16 protein-coding genes are annotated in these 15,882 nt (G+C 69.0%); 7 read left to right on the top strand and 9 right to left on the bottom strand.

Annotated elements, in window-relative coordinates:
- Positions 1 to 62 precede the first annotated feature (62 nt).
- Positions 63 to 1,076: an Lrp/AsnC family transcriptional regulator gene (locus QH276_RS30690; RefSeq protein WP_280400923.1), complete on the bottom strand. Its 1,014-nt coding sequence runs from the start codon at positions 1,074 to 1,076 to the stop codon at positions 63 to 65.
- Between the two features lie 137 nt (positions 1,077 to 1,213).
- Here QH276_RS30690 and QH276_RS30695 point away from each other — a divergent pair, with 137 nt between their 5' ends.
- Genes QH276_RS30695 through QH276_RS30705 form a run of 3 tightly spaced genes read left to right on the top strand, consistent with a single transcriptional unit; the run spans position 1,214 to position 4,783 of the window.
- Positions 1,214 to 2,308: an NAD/NADP-dependent octopine/nopaline dehydrogenase family protein gene (locus QH276_RS30695; protein ID WP_280400924.1), complete on the top strand. Its 1,095-nt coding sequence runs from the start codon at positions 1,214 to 1,216 to the stop codon at positions 2,306 to 2,308.
- The gene (locus QH276_RS30700) at positions 2,305 to 3,342 is read left to right on the top strand and encodes a 3-hydroxybutyryl-CoA dehydrogenase (RefSeq protein ID WP_280400925.1); all 1,038 of its coding nucleotides are present in this window, start codon (positions 2,305 to 2,307) and stop codon (positions 3,340 to 3,342) included. Before QH276_RS30695 ends, QH276_RS30700 begins: the two co-directional genes overlap by 4 nt.
- Before the next feature lie 13 nt (positions 3,343 to 3,355).
- The gene (locus tag QH276_RS30705) at positions 3,356 to 4,783 is read left to right on the top strand and encodes an MFS transporter (RefSeq protein WP_280400926.1); all 1,428 of its coding nucleotides are present in this window, start codon (positions 3,356 to 3,358) and stop codon (positions 4,781 to 4,783) included.
- Positions 4,784 to 4,847: 64 nt separating this feature from the next.
- On the opposite strand, the gene QH276_RS30710 is transcribed toward QH276_RS30705, so the two are convergent.
- The 8 genes from QH276_RS30710 to QH276_RS30745 all read right to left on the bottom strand — a co-directional run bounded on the left by QH276_RS30710 (position 4,848) and on the right by QH276_RS30745 (position 11,885).
- The gene (locus tag QH276_RS30710; RefSeq protein ID WP_280406984.1) at positions 4,848 to 6,395 is read right to left on the bottom strand and encodes a solute symporter family protein; all 1,548 of its coding nucleotides are present in this window, start codon (positions 6,393 to 6,395) and stop codon (positions 4,848 to 4,850) included.
- Entirely contained in the window at positions 6,392 to 6,691 is a 300-nt protein-coding gene (locus tag QH276_RS30715; RefSeq protein ID WP_280396555.1) for a DUF485 domain-containing protein, read from the bottom strand. The genes QH276_RS30710 and QH276_RS30715 overlap by 4 nt, the downstream gene beginning before the upstream one ends.
- A gap of 114 nt (positions 6,692 to 6,805) precedes the next feature.
- Positions 6,806 to 7,762 carry a PDR/VanB family oxidoreductase gene (locus tag QH276_RS30720; RefSeq protein WP_280396554.1) on the bottom strand — a complete coding sequence of 319 codons (957 nt, stop codon included), beginning with the start codon at positions 7,760 to 7,762 and terminating at the stop codon, positions 6,806 to 6,808.
- Positions 7,763 to 7,771: 9 nt separating this feature from the next.
- Positions 7,772 to 8,512, bottom strand: coding sequence for an SDR family NAD(P)-dependent oxidoreductase (locus QH276_RS30725; protein ID WP_280396553.1), 741 nt, complete (start codon positions 8,510 to 8,512; stop codon positions 7,772 to 7,774).
- Positions 8,509 to 9,021 (bottom strand): aromatic-ring-hydroxylating dioxygenase subunit beta, encoded by a 513-nt coding sequence (locus QH276_RS30730; protein WP_280396552.1) that lies wholly within the window; start codon positions 9,019 to 9,021, stop codon positions 8,509 to 8,511. Before QH276_RS30730 ends, QH276_RS30725 begins: the two co-directional genes overlap by 4 nt.
- Entirely contained in the window at positions 9,014 to 10,306 is a 1,293-nt protein-coding gene (locus QH276_RS30735) for an aromatic ring-hydroxylating oxygenase subunit alpha (RefSeq protein ID WP_280396551.1), read from the bottom strand. Before QH276_RS30735 ends, QH276_RS30730 begins: the two co-directional genes overlap by 8 nt.
- A 21-nt stretch (positions 10,307 to 10,327) precedes the next feature.
- Positions 10,328 to 10,693, bottom strand: a complete 366-nt coding sequence (locus QH276_RS30740; RefSeq protein WP_280396550.1) for a hypothetical protein — start codon at positions 10,691 to 10,693, stop codon at positions 10,328 to 10,330.
- Positions 10,694 to 10,724: 31 nt separating this feature from the next.
- On the bottom strand, positions 10,725 to 11,885 hold the full coding sequence (locus tag QH276_RS30745; RefSeq protein WP_280396549.1) for an acyl-CoA dehydrogenase family protein: 1,161 nt from the start codon (positions 11,883 to 11,885) through the stop codon (positions 10,725 to 10,727).
- A 168-nt stretch (positions 11,886 to 12,053) separates the two neighbouring features.
- Here QH276_RS30745 and QH276_RS30750 point away from each other — a divergent pair, with 168 nt between their 5' ends.
- From QH276_RS30750 to QH276_RS30765, 4 genes are all read left to right on the top strand, one after another.
- Positions 12,054 to 13,547 (top strand): PAS domain-containing sensor histidine kinase, encoded by a 1,494-nt coding sequence (locus tag QH276_RS30750; protein ID WP_280396548.1) that lies wholly within the window; start codon positions 12,054 to 12,056, stop codon positions 13,545 to 13,547.
- A gap of 66 nt (positions 13,548 to 13,613) precedes the next feature.
- Complete coding sequence (locus QH276_RS30755) at positions 13,614 to 14,171, top strand: flavin reductase (RefSeq protein ID WP_280396547.1); 558 nt, start codon at positions 13,614 to 13,616, stop codon at positions 14,169 to 14,171.
- Complete coding sequence (locus tag QH276_RS30760; protein ID WP_280396546.1) at positions 14,147 to 14,416, top strand: hypothetical protein; 270 nt, start codon at positions 14,147 to 14,149, stop codon at positions 14,414 to 14,416. The genes QH276_RS30755 and QH276_RS30760 overlap by 25 nt, the downstream gene beginning before the upstream one ends.
- Positions 14,413 to 15,690 carry an amidase gene (locus tag QH276_RS30765; RefSeq protein WP_280396545.1) on the top strand — a complete coding sequence of 426 codons (1,278 nt, stop codon included), beginning with the start codon at positions 14,413 to 14,415 and terminating at the stop codon, positions 15,688 to 15,690. Before QH276_RS30760 ends, QH276_RS30765 begins: the two co-directional genes overlap by 4 nt.
- Positions 15,691 to 15,882: the final 192 nt, after the last annotated feature.

The following is a 15,882-nucleotide window of genomic DNA, read 5'->3' on the forward strand; positions in this document are numbered from 1 at the left end:
AACCACATCCTCATGGGCCATGATCGTGCGGTCCGAAAGGCCTGCGCGAGGTCGGCGCGGTGTCAGGCCGCCGTGGGGCGGTAGGTGGTCAGCAGTGCCAGTGGGTGGAAACCGGTGCAGCGGCCCGCGCGGTCGAGGAGCGAACCCAGCCGCTTGGGCGTCTCGAGGGTGATACTGCGGTCCGCGATCATGAGGCCGGGTACCTGCGCTTCGAGCTCGTGCTCCAGCCGCGACAACTCGCTGATCTGCCGCAGCCACACCGTCATCAGGACGTTGGCGGTTCCGGTGACCTCGCAGCACACGCGGATCTGCGGGAACGAGTCGAGCGCGTCGACGAGCGCGCTGAGGGTGCGCGGGGTGGCGCGCGCCCAGATATTGGCGGTCACCGGCCAGCCGCTGAGGACATGCGCGACCTCGCAGCGGATGGAGAGGATGCGTTCGGCGACGAGGTAGGTCAGCCGGCGCCGGACGGCGGCGGCGCTGATCCCGCAGACGTCGGCGAGGTCGACCGCCGAGCGGCGGCCGTCGGCGGCGAGCGCGGCGATCAACGCCAGATCGTCCGCGTCCGGCTGATGGACCAGCGGACGCGAGGGCGGACGGTATCGGGACAAGGCCGCCTCCTCACCGATGTCCAGCGCGCGCACCCGCCAGCGTTCGCTTTCCCCGAACACCTGCATCACCACCCGGGTGCGCGTACGGGCGACCAGCGGGGACGCCGCCAGCTGCTGCACCCAGTCACCGAGGGTGTCGAGATCGAAGGTCATCACGGTGAGCAGCAGGTCGCCGTCGCCGGCGGTGCGCTGGATTGTGGCGACCATTCCGTCCAGGGAGAGCTCCCGCATCAGGTCCGGTAGGCGCTCGGCCGCCTCGACCTCCACGAAGGCCGTGCACCGCGTATTGAGATAAGCCGGGCCCGGGTAGGTGACGATCCACGCGAGACCGCTGTCCACCAACCGCTCCCAGCGCCGGGCGGCGGTCGGCGCGCTCACACCGGCGACATCCCCGACCGCACCCCACGGCGCACGCGGCGCGAACTGCAATGCGTGAACGATCCGGAAATCAATATCGTCTGGCACGTGACAATCCTTCACCATGGGGCCTTCGATCTTCATTTCCGAACATTGCCGGGAAAAGTAGGCGACCGCATCTTTACCGTTCGATTTCACATATCGGCGGACGCGCGGGCGGCCGGCGGTCGAGGAGGTCAGCGGAAATGAAGATCACGGTTATCGGTGGCGGGCACGGCTCCTATGCGGCGGTGGCCGATATGAGCGAGAAAGGGCATGACGTCGTCTGGTGGCGGCGTGACCACAATGCTTTCGCACCGCTGCTCGACGCGGGCGAAATCCGGGTCGACGATCACCGCGGGCAACGCGCGCTGCCGATCGGTTCCGGTATCACGGTCGAAGCCGATCTCGGCCGCGCGGTTTCCGGCGCCCAAGTCGTTCTCGTGCCGATTCCCGCATTCTCGCACCCCGATCTCGCCGAGCGAATAGCGCCGCATCTGACCGACGGGCAGGTGGTGTATCTGCCGCCGGGCAGCTTCGGTTCGGTGCTCTTCGCGCGGGCGGCGGCCGCCGCCGGTAATCCGGCCAAGGTGGCCTTCGCCGAGACCGGGACCCTTCCCTACCTCGCCCGTAAGCACGGCGACGACCGGGTCGTGGTGAGCGGTTATGCCACGCGGCTGCCGACCGGGGTGCTCCCCGCCCACGACAGCGAGCGCGCGCTGGCGGTGCTGGCGGAGATCTATCCGGTCGAGCCGGTGGAGGACGCGCTGAGCGGTGCGTTGATGAACGCGGGCCCGATCATCCACCCGCCGTTGATCCTCATGAACGCCGGGCCGCTGCAGCATTTCCCGGCCTGGGATATCCACAACGAGGGCACCCAGGATGCGATCCGCCGGGTCACCACCGCCCTCGACGCCGAACGTATCGCCGTGCGCACCGCGCTGGGATACGCGGCACCGCATTTCCCCCTCGCGGACCATTACACCGCGGACGGCGACGAATGGATGTACGGCAACGCCGCGCACGAGAAGCTGACCGACAGCGGCGACTGGCGCGAGAAGATCGACCTGCACACCCACCGGTACATGACCGAGGATGTCGAGATCGGGCTCGCGCTGCTCACCTCGGTGGGCTGCTGGGCGGGCGTACCGACGCCGGTGGCGAGCGGTCTGCTGGCCGTCGCGGGTGCGATCACCGGCCGGACCGCGGACAGCGGCGGCCGGACACTGGCCGCCCTGGGGTTGGACGGGCTGGACCGCGACGGCATGAAACAGCTACTGCACGACGGGTTCTCGCGGTGACCGCCCCGGTCGCGGTGGCCGGCGCGGGCCGCATGGGACAGGGCATCGCGGCGGCTCTCGGCTTCGGGAAGGTCGAGGTGACCGTCGTCGACCTCCGGAATCGCGGCGAGGCCACCGAGGCGTATCTCGCGGCGGCCCGGGCCGAGATCCGGTCCTCGCTGGAGCGGAAGGTACGGCTCGGGCTATTGGCCGAATCCGATCTACCGGAGGTGCTCGGCCGGATCCGGCTGGTGAGCCGGGACGCCGCGGCCGGTGCCGTGGCGGAGGCCGGCCTCGTCTTCGAAGCGGTGCCCGAGGTCCTCGAGGTCAAGCGCACGGCCCTGTCGTGGATCGAATCCGCGGCCGGCCCCGAGACGCCCATTGCCTCGACCACCTCGAGTTTCCTGGTGAGCCGCCTCGCCGAATTCGTCGCGCGCCCGCAGCGGCTGCTCAACGCCCACTGGCTCAACCCCGCCGACCTGATGCCGCTGGTGGAGGTGAGCCCCGGTGCCGCGACGGCGCCCGCGGTGGTCGAGGCGACCTGCGCACTGTTGTCGGCGGTCGGCAAGACACCGGTGGTCTGCGCCGCGTCACCGGGCTATATCGTGCCGCGGCTGCAGGCGCTGGTGATGAACGAAGCCGTGCGGATGGTCGAGGAGGGCGTGGCGAGCGCCGCCGAGATCGACCGGGCCGTCCGGATCGGACTCGGGTCGCGATTCGCCGTACTCGGCCTGCTCGAGTTCATCGACTGGGGCGGCTGCGACACCCTGTTCCACGCCTCCAACTATCTGCGCGGCGAACTCGGGGAGCGTTTCGCACCCGCGTCGCTGGTCGAACAGAAGATGGCCGCCGGCCACCGCGACGCCACCGGCGACGGCTTCTACGACCTCGCGGATACCGCGCGCGACGACTACCGGGCCCAGCGCATCGCGGATTTCGCGCGGGTGCTCGACGCGACGGGACAACTACACAAGTACGACGACCTCCCGCGGCACAACGGCCGAGCCGCCGCGGGAGTTCTCTCGGCACGCCCCACCGGCGGGTCGCAGAACTGATGAGGAGACGGCTGTGACAGCTTTGAATTCACCCGAACTCGCTACCGCGAAAACCCATGAGCGCCCGATGAAATTGGCGGTCGCGTCCGGGGTCGGCACCATCCTCGAGTTCTACGATTTCGCGATCTACGGCACCGCCACGGCGCTGGTGTTCAACAAGGTGTATTTCGACACCGACGATCCCTGGTTCGGCACCTTCCTCGGTTTCGCCACCTTCGCCATCGGCTTCGTCATGGCACCGGTCGGCGCGGTGATCTTCGGACACTATGGGGACCGGTTCGGCCGGCGCGCGGCGCTGACCACCGCGTTCATCCTGATGGGTGGGGCCACCCTGGTCATGGGCCTGGTGCCCGACTCGCGGGCGATCGGGATCGTCGCCCCGCTGATCCTCATCTTCCTGCGGATGCTGCACGGTATCTCGCGGGGCGGCGAGATCGGCGGCGCGGTGCTGCTGGCGGCCGAGCACGCCCCCGCGCATCGCCGCGGGCTCTACGGATGTTTCGTCACGCTCGGATCGCCGGTCGGCGCGATCCTGGCGAATACCGCCTTCGCCCTCGTCCTGCTGCTCCCGATGGAGCAGGTGATCGCGTGGGGCTGGCGGATTCCGTTCCTGGTGGGCGGCGTCGTACTGATCATCGGTATCTGGACCCGGACGCGGATCTCCGAAACACCGGATTTCGCCGACGCGGGTTCGGGCGACGCGGGTTCCGGCGCGGAGCGGTCCGCGCCACGTGGTCTGGCGGTGCTACGGCAGGATTGGCGTGGGGTGCTGCGCGCCGCGGGGGTGAACATCGGCCAGAACTGCTACGCGTTCCTGCTGTTCACCTTCATGCTCTCCTTCCTGACCGAACCCGATCCGGGCCGGGGATTCTCCCGGTCGCAGGTGGTCTGGGGCATCACCCTCGCCCTCGCCTGCCACGCCGCGACGGTGGTACTCGGCAGCCATCTGTCCGACCGGCTGGGCCGCAAGACGGTGATCGGCTTCGGTATGACGTCGGCCGCGATTTTCGCCCCGGTGCTGTTCTGGGTCACCGCGCACGGCTCGTTCGTGGCCTGTATCGCGGTGATCTGTATCGGATTCACCCTGACCGGATTCGTGTACGGGCCGATGTTCACCATGTTCGCCGAACAGTTCCCGGTGACCCAGCGCTACAGCGGCGTGGGTATCGGTTACCAGGTCGGGGCGGTGGTCGGCGGCGGTATCGCGCCGATGGTCGCGAACCGGATCGTGAGCGGTACCGGCAGCGTGGTCCCGGTCGGGTTCTACGCCGCGGCGCTCATGCTGATCAGCCTGTTCGCGCTGCTGAAGGGCAAGGAGACCGCGCCGCTGGCGGCCGGGAAACCGTTCCGCAGCCGGCTCGCCGCGTACGCGGGCACCGGTGAGCGGGCCGAGCGCGGCGGGTTCCCGGCCGACGCGAAACCGCTGGAGCAGTCCGGCTAGCGGGACGGGAACGCCGATGCCGGCCACCCCTCATCACGAAGTGGCCGGCATCGACGAACCGGTGTCAGGAGGAGACGGTTTCCCGCGCGGGCGGTTCCGCTGTACGACCCGTCAGTGCGCGGATGCGCAGCGAACGGAACTCGGCGGCGGCGGCCGCCGCCTCGGCATCCTTCGGCGCGGTGGCGGACGCCACCAGGACGGAGACCAGGAAGGAGATCGGCGCGACCGCCAGCGCCGGATTGGAGAACGGCAGCAGCGAATCCGCGCCCTGTACGGCGGGGCTGCACACGATCACCGCGATGGAGAGGACCAGGCCGGTCACGATGCCCGAGAGCACGGCCCGCGCCGTCATCCGGCGCCAGTACAGGGTCAGCAGCAGCGCAGGCAGGTTGGCGCAGGCGGCGATGGACATCCCCAGCGAGGCCAGGAAGGCGACGTTCTGGCGTTGCGCGGCGAAGGCGATGGCGACGCCGGCCAGGCAGGTCGCGACGGTGGCGATCCGGGCCGCGCGATGCTGCGCGGTGGGCGATACCTTCCCGTTGCGCAGGACCTGGCCGTACAGGTCGTGGGCGATGGCACCGGAAGTGGCGATGACCAGCCCCGACAGCGCGGCCAGGATGGTCACGAACGCGACCGCGGCGACGAACGCGAGCAGGACACCGCCGCCGAGGGTTTCGGCGAGCTGCGCGACGGCGAGGTTACCGCCCTTGTTCTCCGCGGCGATGGCCTCGGGCCCGACCAGCACGGCGGCACCGTAGCCGAGGACGGGGATCATCAGGTAGAAACCGAAGAAGATCCAGATGGAGGTGTAGGCGGAGGTGCGGGCCTGCTGCGCGTCCGGCACCGTGAGGAACCGGATCATCACATGCGGGAGGCCGAGGACGCCGAGCACCAGCCCGACCGTCTGCGACAACTGGTCGAAGGAGGCCGCGTCACCGGAGCGCATCGGGGCGACGTACTGCTGCCCGAATTCGGCGAGCGCGTCACTGAACGGCCCGAACGGGTTGAAATCGAAGCGCACCAGGACCAGGACGAACAGGATCACCGCGCAGACCAGCAGCAGCCCGGTTTTGATGATCTGGATCCAGCTGGTCGCCAGCATGCCGCCGACCAGGGTGTAGGCGGTGGTGAGCGCGCCGATGATCAGCACCGCGACCGCGTAGTCCAGGTCGAACAGCAGCGAGACCAGCAGCGCGGCGCCGACCAACTGTGAGACCAGATAGACCACGCTGATCACCACGGTGCTGACCGCCATCAGCGACCGGACGTCCTTACCCGGGAACCGGGTGGCCAGCACATCGGCCAGGGTGAAGCGGCCGAGATTGCGCAGCGGTTCGGCGATGAGCAGCAGCGCCAGCACGAACGCGACCGGGACGAACACCGCGAGATAGAAACCGTTGAACCCGGTGAGCGCGATGGCCCCGGTGACCCCGAGGAACGACGCGGCGGAGATGAAATCCCCCGCGATGGCGACACCGTTCTGCCGGCCGGTGAGCGCGCCACCGGCGACGTAGTGATCGGCGGCGGATTTGTTCTGCCGGGCGGCCCAGGCGGTGATCAGCAGGGTCACCACCACGAGGGCGGCGAACAGCGAGGCGGAGACGATGTTCATGCGCGGGCGCCTTCCTGTGCGACGCGGGCCTCGAGCGCGGCGGCCCGGCTCATGTAGTAGCGGGCCACCACGATCGCCACGGCGAACTGGAAGAAGGCGAAGAGCCAGGCGACGGTGACGCCGCCCGCCACCACCGTGTCCAGCACGGAGGTGAAACCGCCCAGTACGGGCAGGGGGAAGAACAGGACGAGTACCACCGCGCTGAGCCGGAACACCAGGCGGGCGCGTTCCCGGGCGAGTTCGTCGAGACCGGAATTCCCTTCCGGCGCGGTGGTTTCGGGGTGAGAATGTTCCATGAGACATCGTCTTTCGGCTGTGTGATTTACTACACGCTAAGGCGGCGATGTGAGGTGGAACATCGGAAGAATTCCCGGTGCGAATACGGAATTCCTTTATCCGGGTCCGGCGGCTCAGATCAATTCGATGACCAGTTTGGCTGTCTTCGCCCGGGAAACGCAGAGCGCCATCTGTTCACCGCCGGCTTTGTCCGCGGCGGACAAACAGTTGTCACGATGATCGGGCTCGCCTTCGAGGACGTTCGAGACACAGGAACCGCAGATTCCTTCCTCGCACGATTTGAAGACGTCGACACCGTTTTCCTCGAGCACCGAGAGAATCGAGCGGCCGGCCGGGATTTCGAAGCTTTCCCCGGTATCGAGTTCGACCGTGAACGCGGTATCGCCCGACGTGTCGACCTCTGCCGCCTCGAAGTGCTCGATATGCACATTGCCGGTGCCGACCACCGGCGTCGTCAACTCGGCGACGGTGTCCATGAACCCGGCCGGTCCGCAGGTGTACACCGCGGTGCCGGGCGCGAGGCCGGTGGCGACCGCCGCCAGGGCGGTGCGTTGTTCCGCACGGGTGCGGCCGAGGTGCAGGCGCACACGATCGCGGAACTCCGCCCGGTTCTCCAGGAGGTCGAGGAAGGCGGTTTCCGCGCGGCTGCGGCCGAAGTAGAACAGTGTGAACTCGGCCCCGGTGGAGTGCAGTTCGTAGGCCATACTCAGTAACGGGGTGATACCGATACCGGCGGCGATCAGCACATGTCTACCGGCATCCGCTGCGACGGTGAGGATATTGCGCGGCGGCCCGATCTCGACGATATCGCCCTCGCGTACCGCGTGCAGCGCCGCCGAACCGCCGCGGGAGTCCGGTTCCCGCTTCACCGCGATGGTCAGCGACGCGGTCTCGGTGGGTGGGCCGCACAACGAGTACTGCCGCAGGACACCCGTCGGGCCGGTGACATCGATATGCGCGCCGGCCCGGTAGGGCCCCAGCGGGGCCCCGTCCTCCCGGACCAGGCGCAGCGAGCGGATATCCGGGGTTTCCGCCACGATCTCGGCGACCACCACTTTGATATCGGTCACGGCGTACTCCTAACGCATGTAGAGACCGCCGTTGGCGTCCCAGCATGCCCCGGTGACCGACGCGGCGGCCGGTGACGCGAGCAGGGCGACCATCTCGGCGATGAACGCCGGATCGCCGAGACGCCCGACGGGAATGGATCGGGCGAAGGTTTCGAGGTTGTCCACGCCGACGATGTCGTGCACCACCGGTGAATCCTGCGGTCCGGGCGATACGGCGTTCACCGTGACTCCGGACGCGGCCAGTTCCCGGGCGAACACCTTGGTCAGCGAGATGACCGCACCTTTGGCGGAGGCATAGTGCCCGCCGGTGGCGGTACCGCCGTTCTGCCCGGCGAGCGAGGCCATGTTCACGATCCGGCCGTACCCCTGTGCGGCCATATGCGCGCCGAAGAGCTGACAGGCCTGGAACGTGCCGCGAAAACCTACGGCCATGACACCGTCGAGTTCCTCGGGGGTGATCTCGAGCAGCGGCCGGGCCTGGGTGCGCGCGGCATTGTTCACCAGCACCTGCACCCCGCCGAAATCGGCGACGACGGTGGCGAGCAGTTTCTCCAGCGAGCCCTTGTCCGCGACGTCCACCGCGTAACCGCGCGCCCCGACCGCACCATCCAGTTCGGCGGCCAGCGCGGCGGCCGCGGTTCCGTCCAGATCGGCCACGGCGACGGCATGCCCGCCGGCATGCAGGCGGCGCACGATATGCGCTCCCAGACCGCCCGCGCCGCCGGTGACGACGGCGACCGGCGCGGTCACAGCAGGAACCCCGCGGCGGGCACGGCATCCTCGCTGTCGACCAGCCGGATCACCTTGCGCGCGATCCGGTCGTCGGCGGATACCGCCCCGAGCCGGATCCGGTATTCGACGTCTCCGGCCCAGATATCGTGCCGCCCGCGTTTGTAGGCGACGAGGATCTGGGCGGCCCGCAGGTGCACCTCGTCGTCGGCGACGTGCTCCGGGACGAAGCGCGAGACCGTGCGGGTGGTGACCGCGGCGTCCACGGCCGCGATGGCGTAGCCCTCGGTCATCCGGACAACGCGCATACCGCGCATGCGGGCATCGTCGTAGATCATGTTCAGCGTGTTGTCGAAATCGTCGGTACTGCGGTCGATCGGCACCACGTAGTGGGCGTCGGCGGTGTAGAGCTCCTGCCAGGCGTGGTACTCCTTGCGGTCGAGCAGTTCGGCCTCGCGCCAGATCAGCTCGATCGCCCGCGCGACCCGGCTGTCGGTGAACACCGCCGTCGCGGTGCGGGTGTCAGTCATTGCTCATCATCTGCTTCCACTGCTGATACGCGGCGCGCATACCGGTCTCGTCGGTGACATGGGACGTGGGCCAGCCCTCGGGACTCGGTTTCTCGCGGGCGAGTCCGCGGTTGACCAGGATCGGCATATCGGGGTCGGCCTGCGCGCCGCGCTGGACCCGGTCCCAGCCCTCGGCGTCGTCGGGGGTGCCGAAACCGAAGGGGCCCTGGAAGTGCTCGTGCACCCGCAGCCGGGCCCGGTTGACCGGGTTCACGATCTCGGCGGGCCCGTCGGGGCCGATGGCCACATGTTCGATCGTGGTCTCGTCGACCGAGATCGGGCGCAGCACGCGGAAGAAGGCCGCGGACATGGACACGTTCGGGAACAGGTTGAGGTTGAACCCGGTGCCGTGCATGGCGCGCACCAGTTTCCGGATGGCGGCGTCGTCGAGGCCGGTGGTCTTCAATTCGGCGATCAGGTCGTCGAAACGGGCCTGCAGCGGTTCGCTGCCGTCGTCGGCATCCAGATCGGAGTGCTCGGGCACCATCTGCATCACGCTGTGCCCGTTGCCGAGGTCGTGGGTGACCGCGGCCGGATCGGTCATGAACGACATCATGTCCGCGGTTTCGGCGTCGACCGAGGCCATCCAGGAGCGGTGCACGATCGGGAAGTGGTAGCCGTCGGTGGTGTTCTCCAGCTGGATCTTCCAGTTCCCGTGGAAGCTGAACCGGTGGGTGCCCAGCACCTTGATCGGGTAGCCGCCGCCCTGTTTCATGAACCGGTCGATCCAGAGTTTCGCATCGCCCAGGAAATCGGCGAGCGGTTCGATCTCGGCGTTGAAGGTGGCGAACACCATGCCGCCGTAGGATTCGGTGCGCAGCTTCTTCAGCGACAGGTCGCCCTTTTCCACGACGCCCTCGTACCCGTCGGGGTACGGGATGCCGCGCAGCTGGCCGTCCAGGCTGTAGGACCAGGCGTGATAGGGGCAGGTGAAGCCGTTGGCGACACCGGTCTTCTGCTCGCAGATGCTGGCGCCGCGATGGCGGCAGCGGTTGAGCAGGGTATTGAGCTGGCCCTTGCGGTTGCGGGTGACGATCACCGGCTGCCGGCCCACATGGGTGGATTTGAAGCTACCGGGCCTGGGGAGTTCGGATTCGTGGGCGACCCAGATCCAGGTGCTCTCGAAGATCCGGGTCATCTCCTGCTCGAAGATCTCCGGGTCGGTGTACATCCGGGCCGCGACCCGGTCCGCACGGACCAGATCGGCGGGTGCCCGGGGCGGGAGCGCTGCGCTGTGCGCGGTCATGATGCCTCCTGGCGGGGTTGGTCAGTACTGGCGCGGGGTGAGCGCGCGGCCGATGCGGGCCTCGATCTTCAGGAATTTCCAGAGTTTCCACTCGCTGCTGCCGACCGGGAGGGTGCGGACCAGGTTGCAGGCCGCCTTCACGGTGTCGTGGCTGTCGGCGTCGGCGAGGAGATAGCAGGTCCAGGGCCAGCTGCCGGAGGGACCGACCATGGTGGAGTCGTCGTCGATATCGCCGATGAAGTCGATACCGTCGAGGGCTTTGATGCCGTCCATCAGGGCGACGAAGGCGGTCCACACGTCGCCGGTGGTCACCCCGCCCTCCGGGAGGTCGAAGAAGTTCTGGTTGATACCGATACAGAAGAGAACGCGCAACGGGCTGTCGGTCACGAAAGGTCCTGTCGTCGAAAGGGTTTGTCGGTCAGCGGAATCCGGGCACGGTGGGGGGCTGTCCCATCAGGACGGCGCCGGCGGCGTCGACCAGGCCCGGGCCCAGGAAGGCGTGCTGCTGCGGTACCAGCGCATCACCGGCCCACTGCTGCAGCGGGTGGCCGTGGAAGATGGCGGCGGTCCCGGAGATCTCCACCAGCCGGTTCACCACCGAGGCGGAGGTGGCGGCGATATGGGAGGCCGCGAGCCGCAGATGGGCGTTCTGTTCCGCGGTGGCGGGATCGCCGCGCAGCACCGTTTCCCACACTTCCTCGGTGATCTCGTAGAAGTAGGCGCGGGCCGAGCGCAGATCGGCTTCGGCCTGCGCGACCGCGGTCCGGTAGTAGGCGCGGTCGGCGAGCTTGGGCGCCCCGGTGATACCCGACCGGCCCGCGCCGGTTTCGACGGCATGGTCGAGCGCGGCGCGGGCGACCCCGGCGCCGACCACCGCCAGCACCTGGGCGGCGTAGGCGATGGCCGGGTACCGGTACAGCGGCTCGTCCACGGTCGGTTCGCCGCCGCGGATGAACGTCCACTCCCGCGGTACCACCACATCGCGCACCACCAGGTCGAACGAGCCGGTGCCGCGCATCCCGATCACGTCCCAGTCCTGGACGATCTCCACCTGGTCGGGGCGCAGCACCGCGGTGCGGGGCTTACCGTCGGTGCTCGCGTCACCGGGTATGCCGACGCCGAGCACATCGGCGCCCATACATCCGCTGGCGAATTTCCACCGTCCGTCGATCCGGAAACCACCATCGACCTCGGGCGCCGGCTGGATGGGGAACAAACCACCGGCGAACACCACATCGGGGCCGCCGGCATACAGGGCGGCCTGGGTGTCCAACGGCAGGGCCGCGAGATAGACCAGGGCCGAACCGAAGCTGGCCACCCAGCCGGTGGACCCGTCGACGACGGAGATCCGTTCGACGATGCGCAGGAATTCGGCGGGCGGCAAGGGTTCGCCGCCGAAACGCCGCGGGGTCGCGGCGCGGTAGACGCCGGTTTCCTTGAGCCGTGCGACGAAATCCCGCGGCACGTACTTCTGCTCGCCGAATTCCTGCCGCCGCACGGCGAGCTCGGCGAGGACGTCGTCGAGATTCGCCGCGCCGGTCGCGGACCGGACCGTGGCTTGCGAGGTGGTCACGATCACCTGCTCCTGTCGTCGATGGGCTGTTCTTCGACGGTAGGGAGAGCGCGGTCACACGAACATCGGTAATGCCCGCGCCCGCACGGGTGTGAACCACCACCCTCGTAGGGGAAACCTTCAGCCGCCCCGGACGATCGCGACCGTGCGGTCCGGGAAAGCTACGCTGGCGCGATGCCCGTCGATCCGCGTGCTCCCGAACTGGTCGTTTCGGATTTCGTCACGATGATGAACGCCACCGAGGTGTGCGTTCTGGTGCACGATGCCGCGACCAAGAACATTCTCTGGGCCAACCCGGCGGCGTGCGCGATGCTCGAGTTCGATCTCGCCGAGATCCGGCCGTTGAAGGCCCACGATATGAGCAGTTCCGCGCAACAGTACGACCGGGTGATCGGGCGGGCCTGGCTCCAGGACGCCGTCGAGCACGGCACCAGCCGGATCGAATGGCACTACCGGTCCAAATCGGGGCGGATCATCCCGACCGACGCGGTGGCCACCCGGGTCGAGCTGGCGCAGGGGCCCGCGGTGATGGTGCAGTTCCGCGATATCGAACGCGAGCAGCGCACCGAGCGCGCACTGCGGCTGACCACCACCTATGTCGATGCCCTGGCCCGGCACACCTCCACCATGGCGTTCGTCCTCGACGAGGCCGGGGAGATCCGGTTCGCCACCGATACCGCGCTCACCCGCCTGGGGCTGGATCCGGCCGTCGAACTGCCCGACGGGCCCACGCTCACCCGCTACGCCCACCTGCACCGCGACAACCGGCGCACCGATTGGGCGGCGGTGGCCGCGGAGGCCGATCCGGTGGCGTCGGTGCGGCTCGAGATCGGCCGCCCGGACGGGTCCACCTCCTGGCTCGACGGCAGCCTGGAACGGCTCGACGAGGCCGGGGTGACGGCGTATCTCATGCTGGTGCACGACGTCTCCGAACGGATCCGCGACGAGGAGAAACGCGGGCTGGAACTGCAGCGGGAGAACTATCTGGCCCGCTACAACGCCATGGGCGATATGGCGATGGCCATCGCCCACGAACTGGGCCAGCCGCTGGCCGCCGCCGGTAACTATGTGGCGGGGATCCGCTCACATCTGCCCGCCGGCGAGGTCCTCGACCACCGCGTCACCTTCGGCCTGGACGCGGCCCGCAAACAGATCGACCGGGCCGCGACGATCGTGTCCACGCTGCGCGCCTTCGTCGGCCATCTGGAGCAGGTCGAGCAGGTGGCCGATCTGAACGATATCGTCACCGAATGCCTGTACTTCGTCCGGTTGCGGGCCCAGGAGAACGAGGTGCGGGTCGACCTGGAGTTGTCCGGCGATCCGGTCGAAATCCGGTGTGAGCGCGTGCTCACCGGGCAGGTCATCGTCAATCTGTGCTTCAACGCCATCGACGAGATGGGCCAGTGCCCGCCCGGATCCCGGCGCATCGTGCTCGCCACCGCGGTGCGTGACGGGGGCGGATGCTTCACCGTCCGCGATCACGGCCGCGGGGTGCCGCGGGACCCGTTCTCGGATTCGTTCACCTCGAAAGCGCACGGCAGTGGAATCGGGCTGGCGTTGAGCTACCGGATCATCACCCGCCAGCACGGCAGCATCTGGTGCCGGCCCGCGGACGGCGGCGGATCGGTGTTCGGTTTCGCGCTGCCGGGGCCCGGGCCGAATAAGTAAAACCTTCAGCGCACCCGGAGGAAATCTCGATACCTCGAGGCGTAGATCACTCGTAGCGTCGATGCCATGACCAAGCAATTGACCGCCGAGCAGCGTGACTTCCGGGCTGCGATGTCGAATCTTTCGGCCGCAGTCAACGTCGTCACCACCAACGGACCGCGTGGTCGTGCGGGTATCACGGTCAGCGCTGTGTGCTCGGTGACCGACGCACCGCCGACGATGATCGTGTGCGTCAACCAGTCCAGCTACGCCCATGCGATCTTCCGGCAGAACCAGCGGGTGTGCGTGAACATCCTGAGTTCGGCCGACGAGGAACTCGCCGGACATTTCGCCGGTGTCACCGGCGTACCGATGGCCGAACGGTTCGAGTGGCCGATCTGGGACCACGACACCGAGGACATCCCGATGCTGCGCACCGCGGCGGCGCGGGTGGTGGGCCGGATCATCAGCGACCACACCCAGGGGTCGCATTCGATCTTCCTGGTGAGCGTCCAGCGCGTCGATGTCCGCGAGAACACCGGCGCGCTGGTCTATTTCCAGCGGCGCTTCCACAGCATCGGCACCGAGCATCGACCCCACCCCGAGCAGGAGAACACCGGATGGACGAGGCGGACCACCGCATGACGCTGATGTGCTACAACGACACCCACGGGTACGGCTGGCGCCACGTCGACCTGTTCCTGCACGATGCGGACGGTCGCGAACTCAACTGGGTGCACTGGCAGGTCCCCGAGGACGGCCCGGACGCCGCCGACCGGATCACCGCGATCGCCGAACCGGGCCTGCGCCGAATCTCCGAGTGGCGGCACGGCGTGAGCGCCGCCGGGATGGATTACTGGACCGCCGAGGCGATGTGGGTGGAATCATGAACGGGCCCGAATCCTTGCACGCGCCATGGTCGTTACGCGATCTGGTCGACGACCTCACCGCCGGGCGCACCGATGCCGCGGCGGCGTGGGAGCGGTCCGCCGACCGCATCGCCGCCACCGAGAACACGCTCGCCGCCTGGGTCATCCGCGGTGCCCGCCCCGGATTCCCCGCCCCGAGTGGGCCGCTGGGCGGAATTCCGCTCGGGGTGAAGGACATCATCGATGTCGCCGGATATCCCACCCGGTGTGGTTCGGCACTGCGCGCGGACAGCGCACCGGTGGACCGGGACGCGGAGATCGTCGAACTGTGGCGGGCCGCGGGGGCACTTCCGGCCGGGAAAACAGTCACCACCGAATTCGCCTACTTCGCACCGGGTCCCACGCGTAACCCGGCGGCACCGGACCATACACCGGGCGGTTCGTCGAGTGGTTCGGCCGCGGCGGTCGCCGCCGGCCAGGTGCCGCTGGCACTCGGATCGCAGACCGCGGCCTCGGTGACCCGGCCCGCCTCCTACTGCGGGGTCGCGGCCCTGGTCCTGACTCGCGGCCTGCTGCCCACCACCGGCATCACCGGACTCGCGCACAGCCTGGACAGCCACGGCTACTACGCCGCGGAGGTCCGCGACCTGGCCTGCGCGTGGGCGGCCCTGCGTGGTGTACCGGACCCGGTGGCCGAGCCCGCGCGGCCCCCACGGGTCGCCTTCTGGAGCGCGGCACCGCTGGACGCCGTGCAGCCGGTGATGGCCGACGCCGTCGCGGCGTTGCGGGAACGGCTGCGCGCGGACGGCGCCACCGTCACCGATTTCGCCGCGGAGCAGGCCGTCGCCGAGACCACCGCCGCGCATCGGGTGGTCATGGCCTACGAGGCGGCGCGTACCCGCACCACCGAACTCGCCCGCGCCGACGCGTTGAGTGCCCCGCTCGCCGAACTGCTGCGGACCGGCGCCGCCACCGATCCACGCGACTACGCGGAGGCGCGCGGAATCGTCGAGCGGACCCGGCAGACGGTGCTCGACCTGTTCACCGGCTACGACGCGATCGTCGGCCCCGCCGCACCGGGCCCCGCCCCGGCCGGCCTGGCCGCCACCGGCGATCCGGTACTCAGCCGCGCCTGGCAGGCCCTCGGGTTGCCGGTGGTGACCGTGCCCGGCCTGCGCACACCGGACGGCTTACCGCTCGGCGTCCAGGTCATCGGACCCCCGCGCGCCGAGGCCGCGCTACTGCGGACGGCGGCGTGGGTCCAGGCCCGCACCGCACCCGTCCGAACACCATGACCGGCGCCGCAATTGCCGTGGGCGGGGTGGAGGCCGGGGGGTACCGCCGTGATCCCCGGCGGTACCACGCTGGCCTCCCCGAGCGCCGCCGACCTCGCCGACCTGGCCGCCCCCATCCGGGCCACCGGTGTCCCCGCGCTCGTCGTGGATTACGCCCGGCCGGAACGGCACGCGCAGGCCCTCCCCGAACAA

The sequence above is a fragment of the Nocardia carnea genome (assembly GCF_029869215.1).
Lineage (GTDB): Bacteria > Actinomycetota > Actinomycetes > Mycobacteriales > Mycobacteriaceae > Nocardia > Nocardia carnea_B.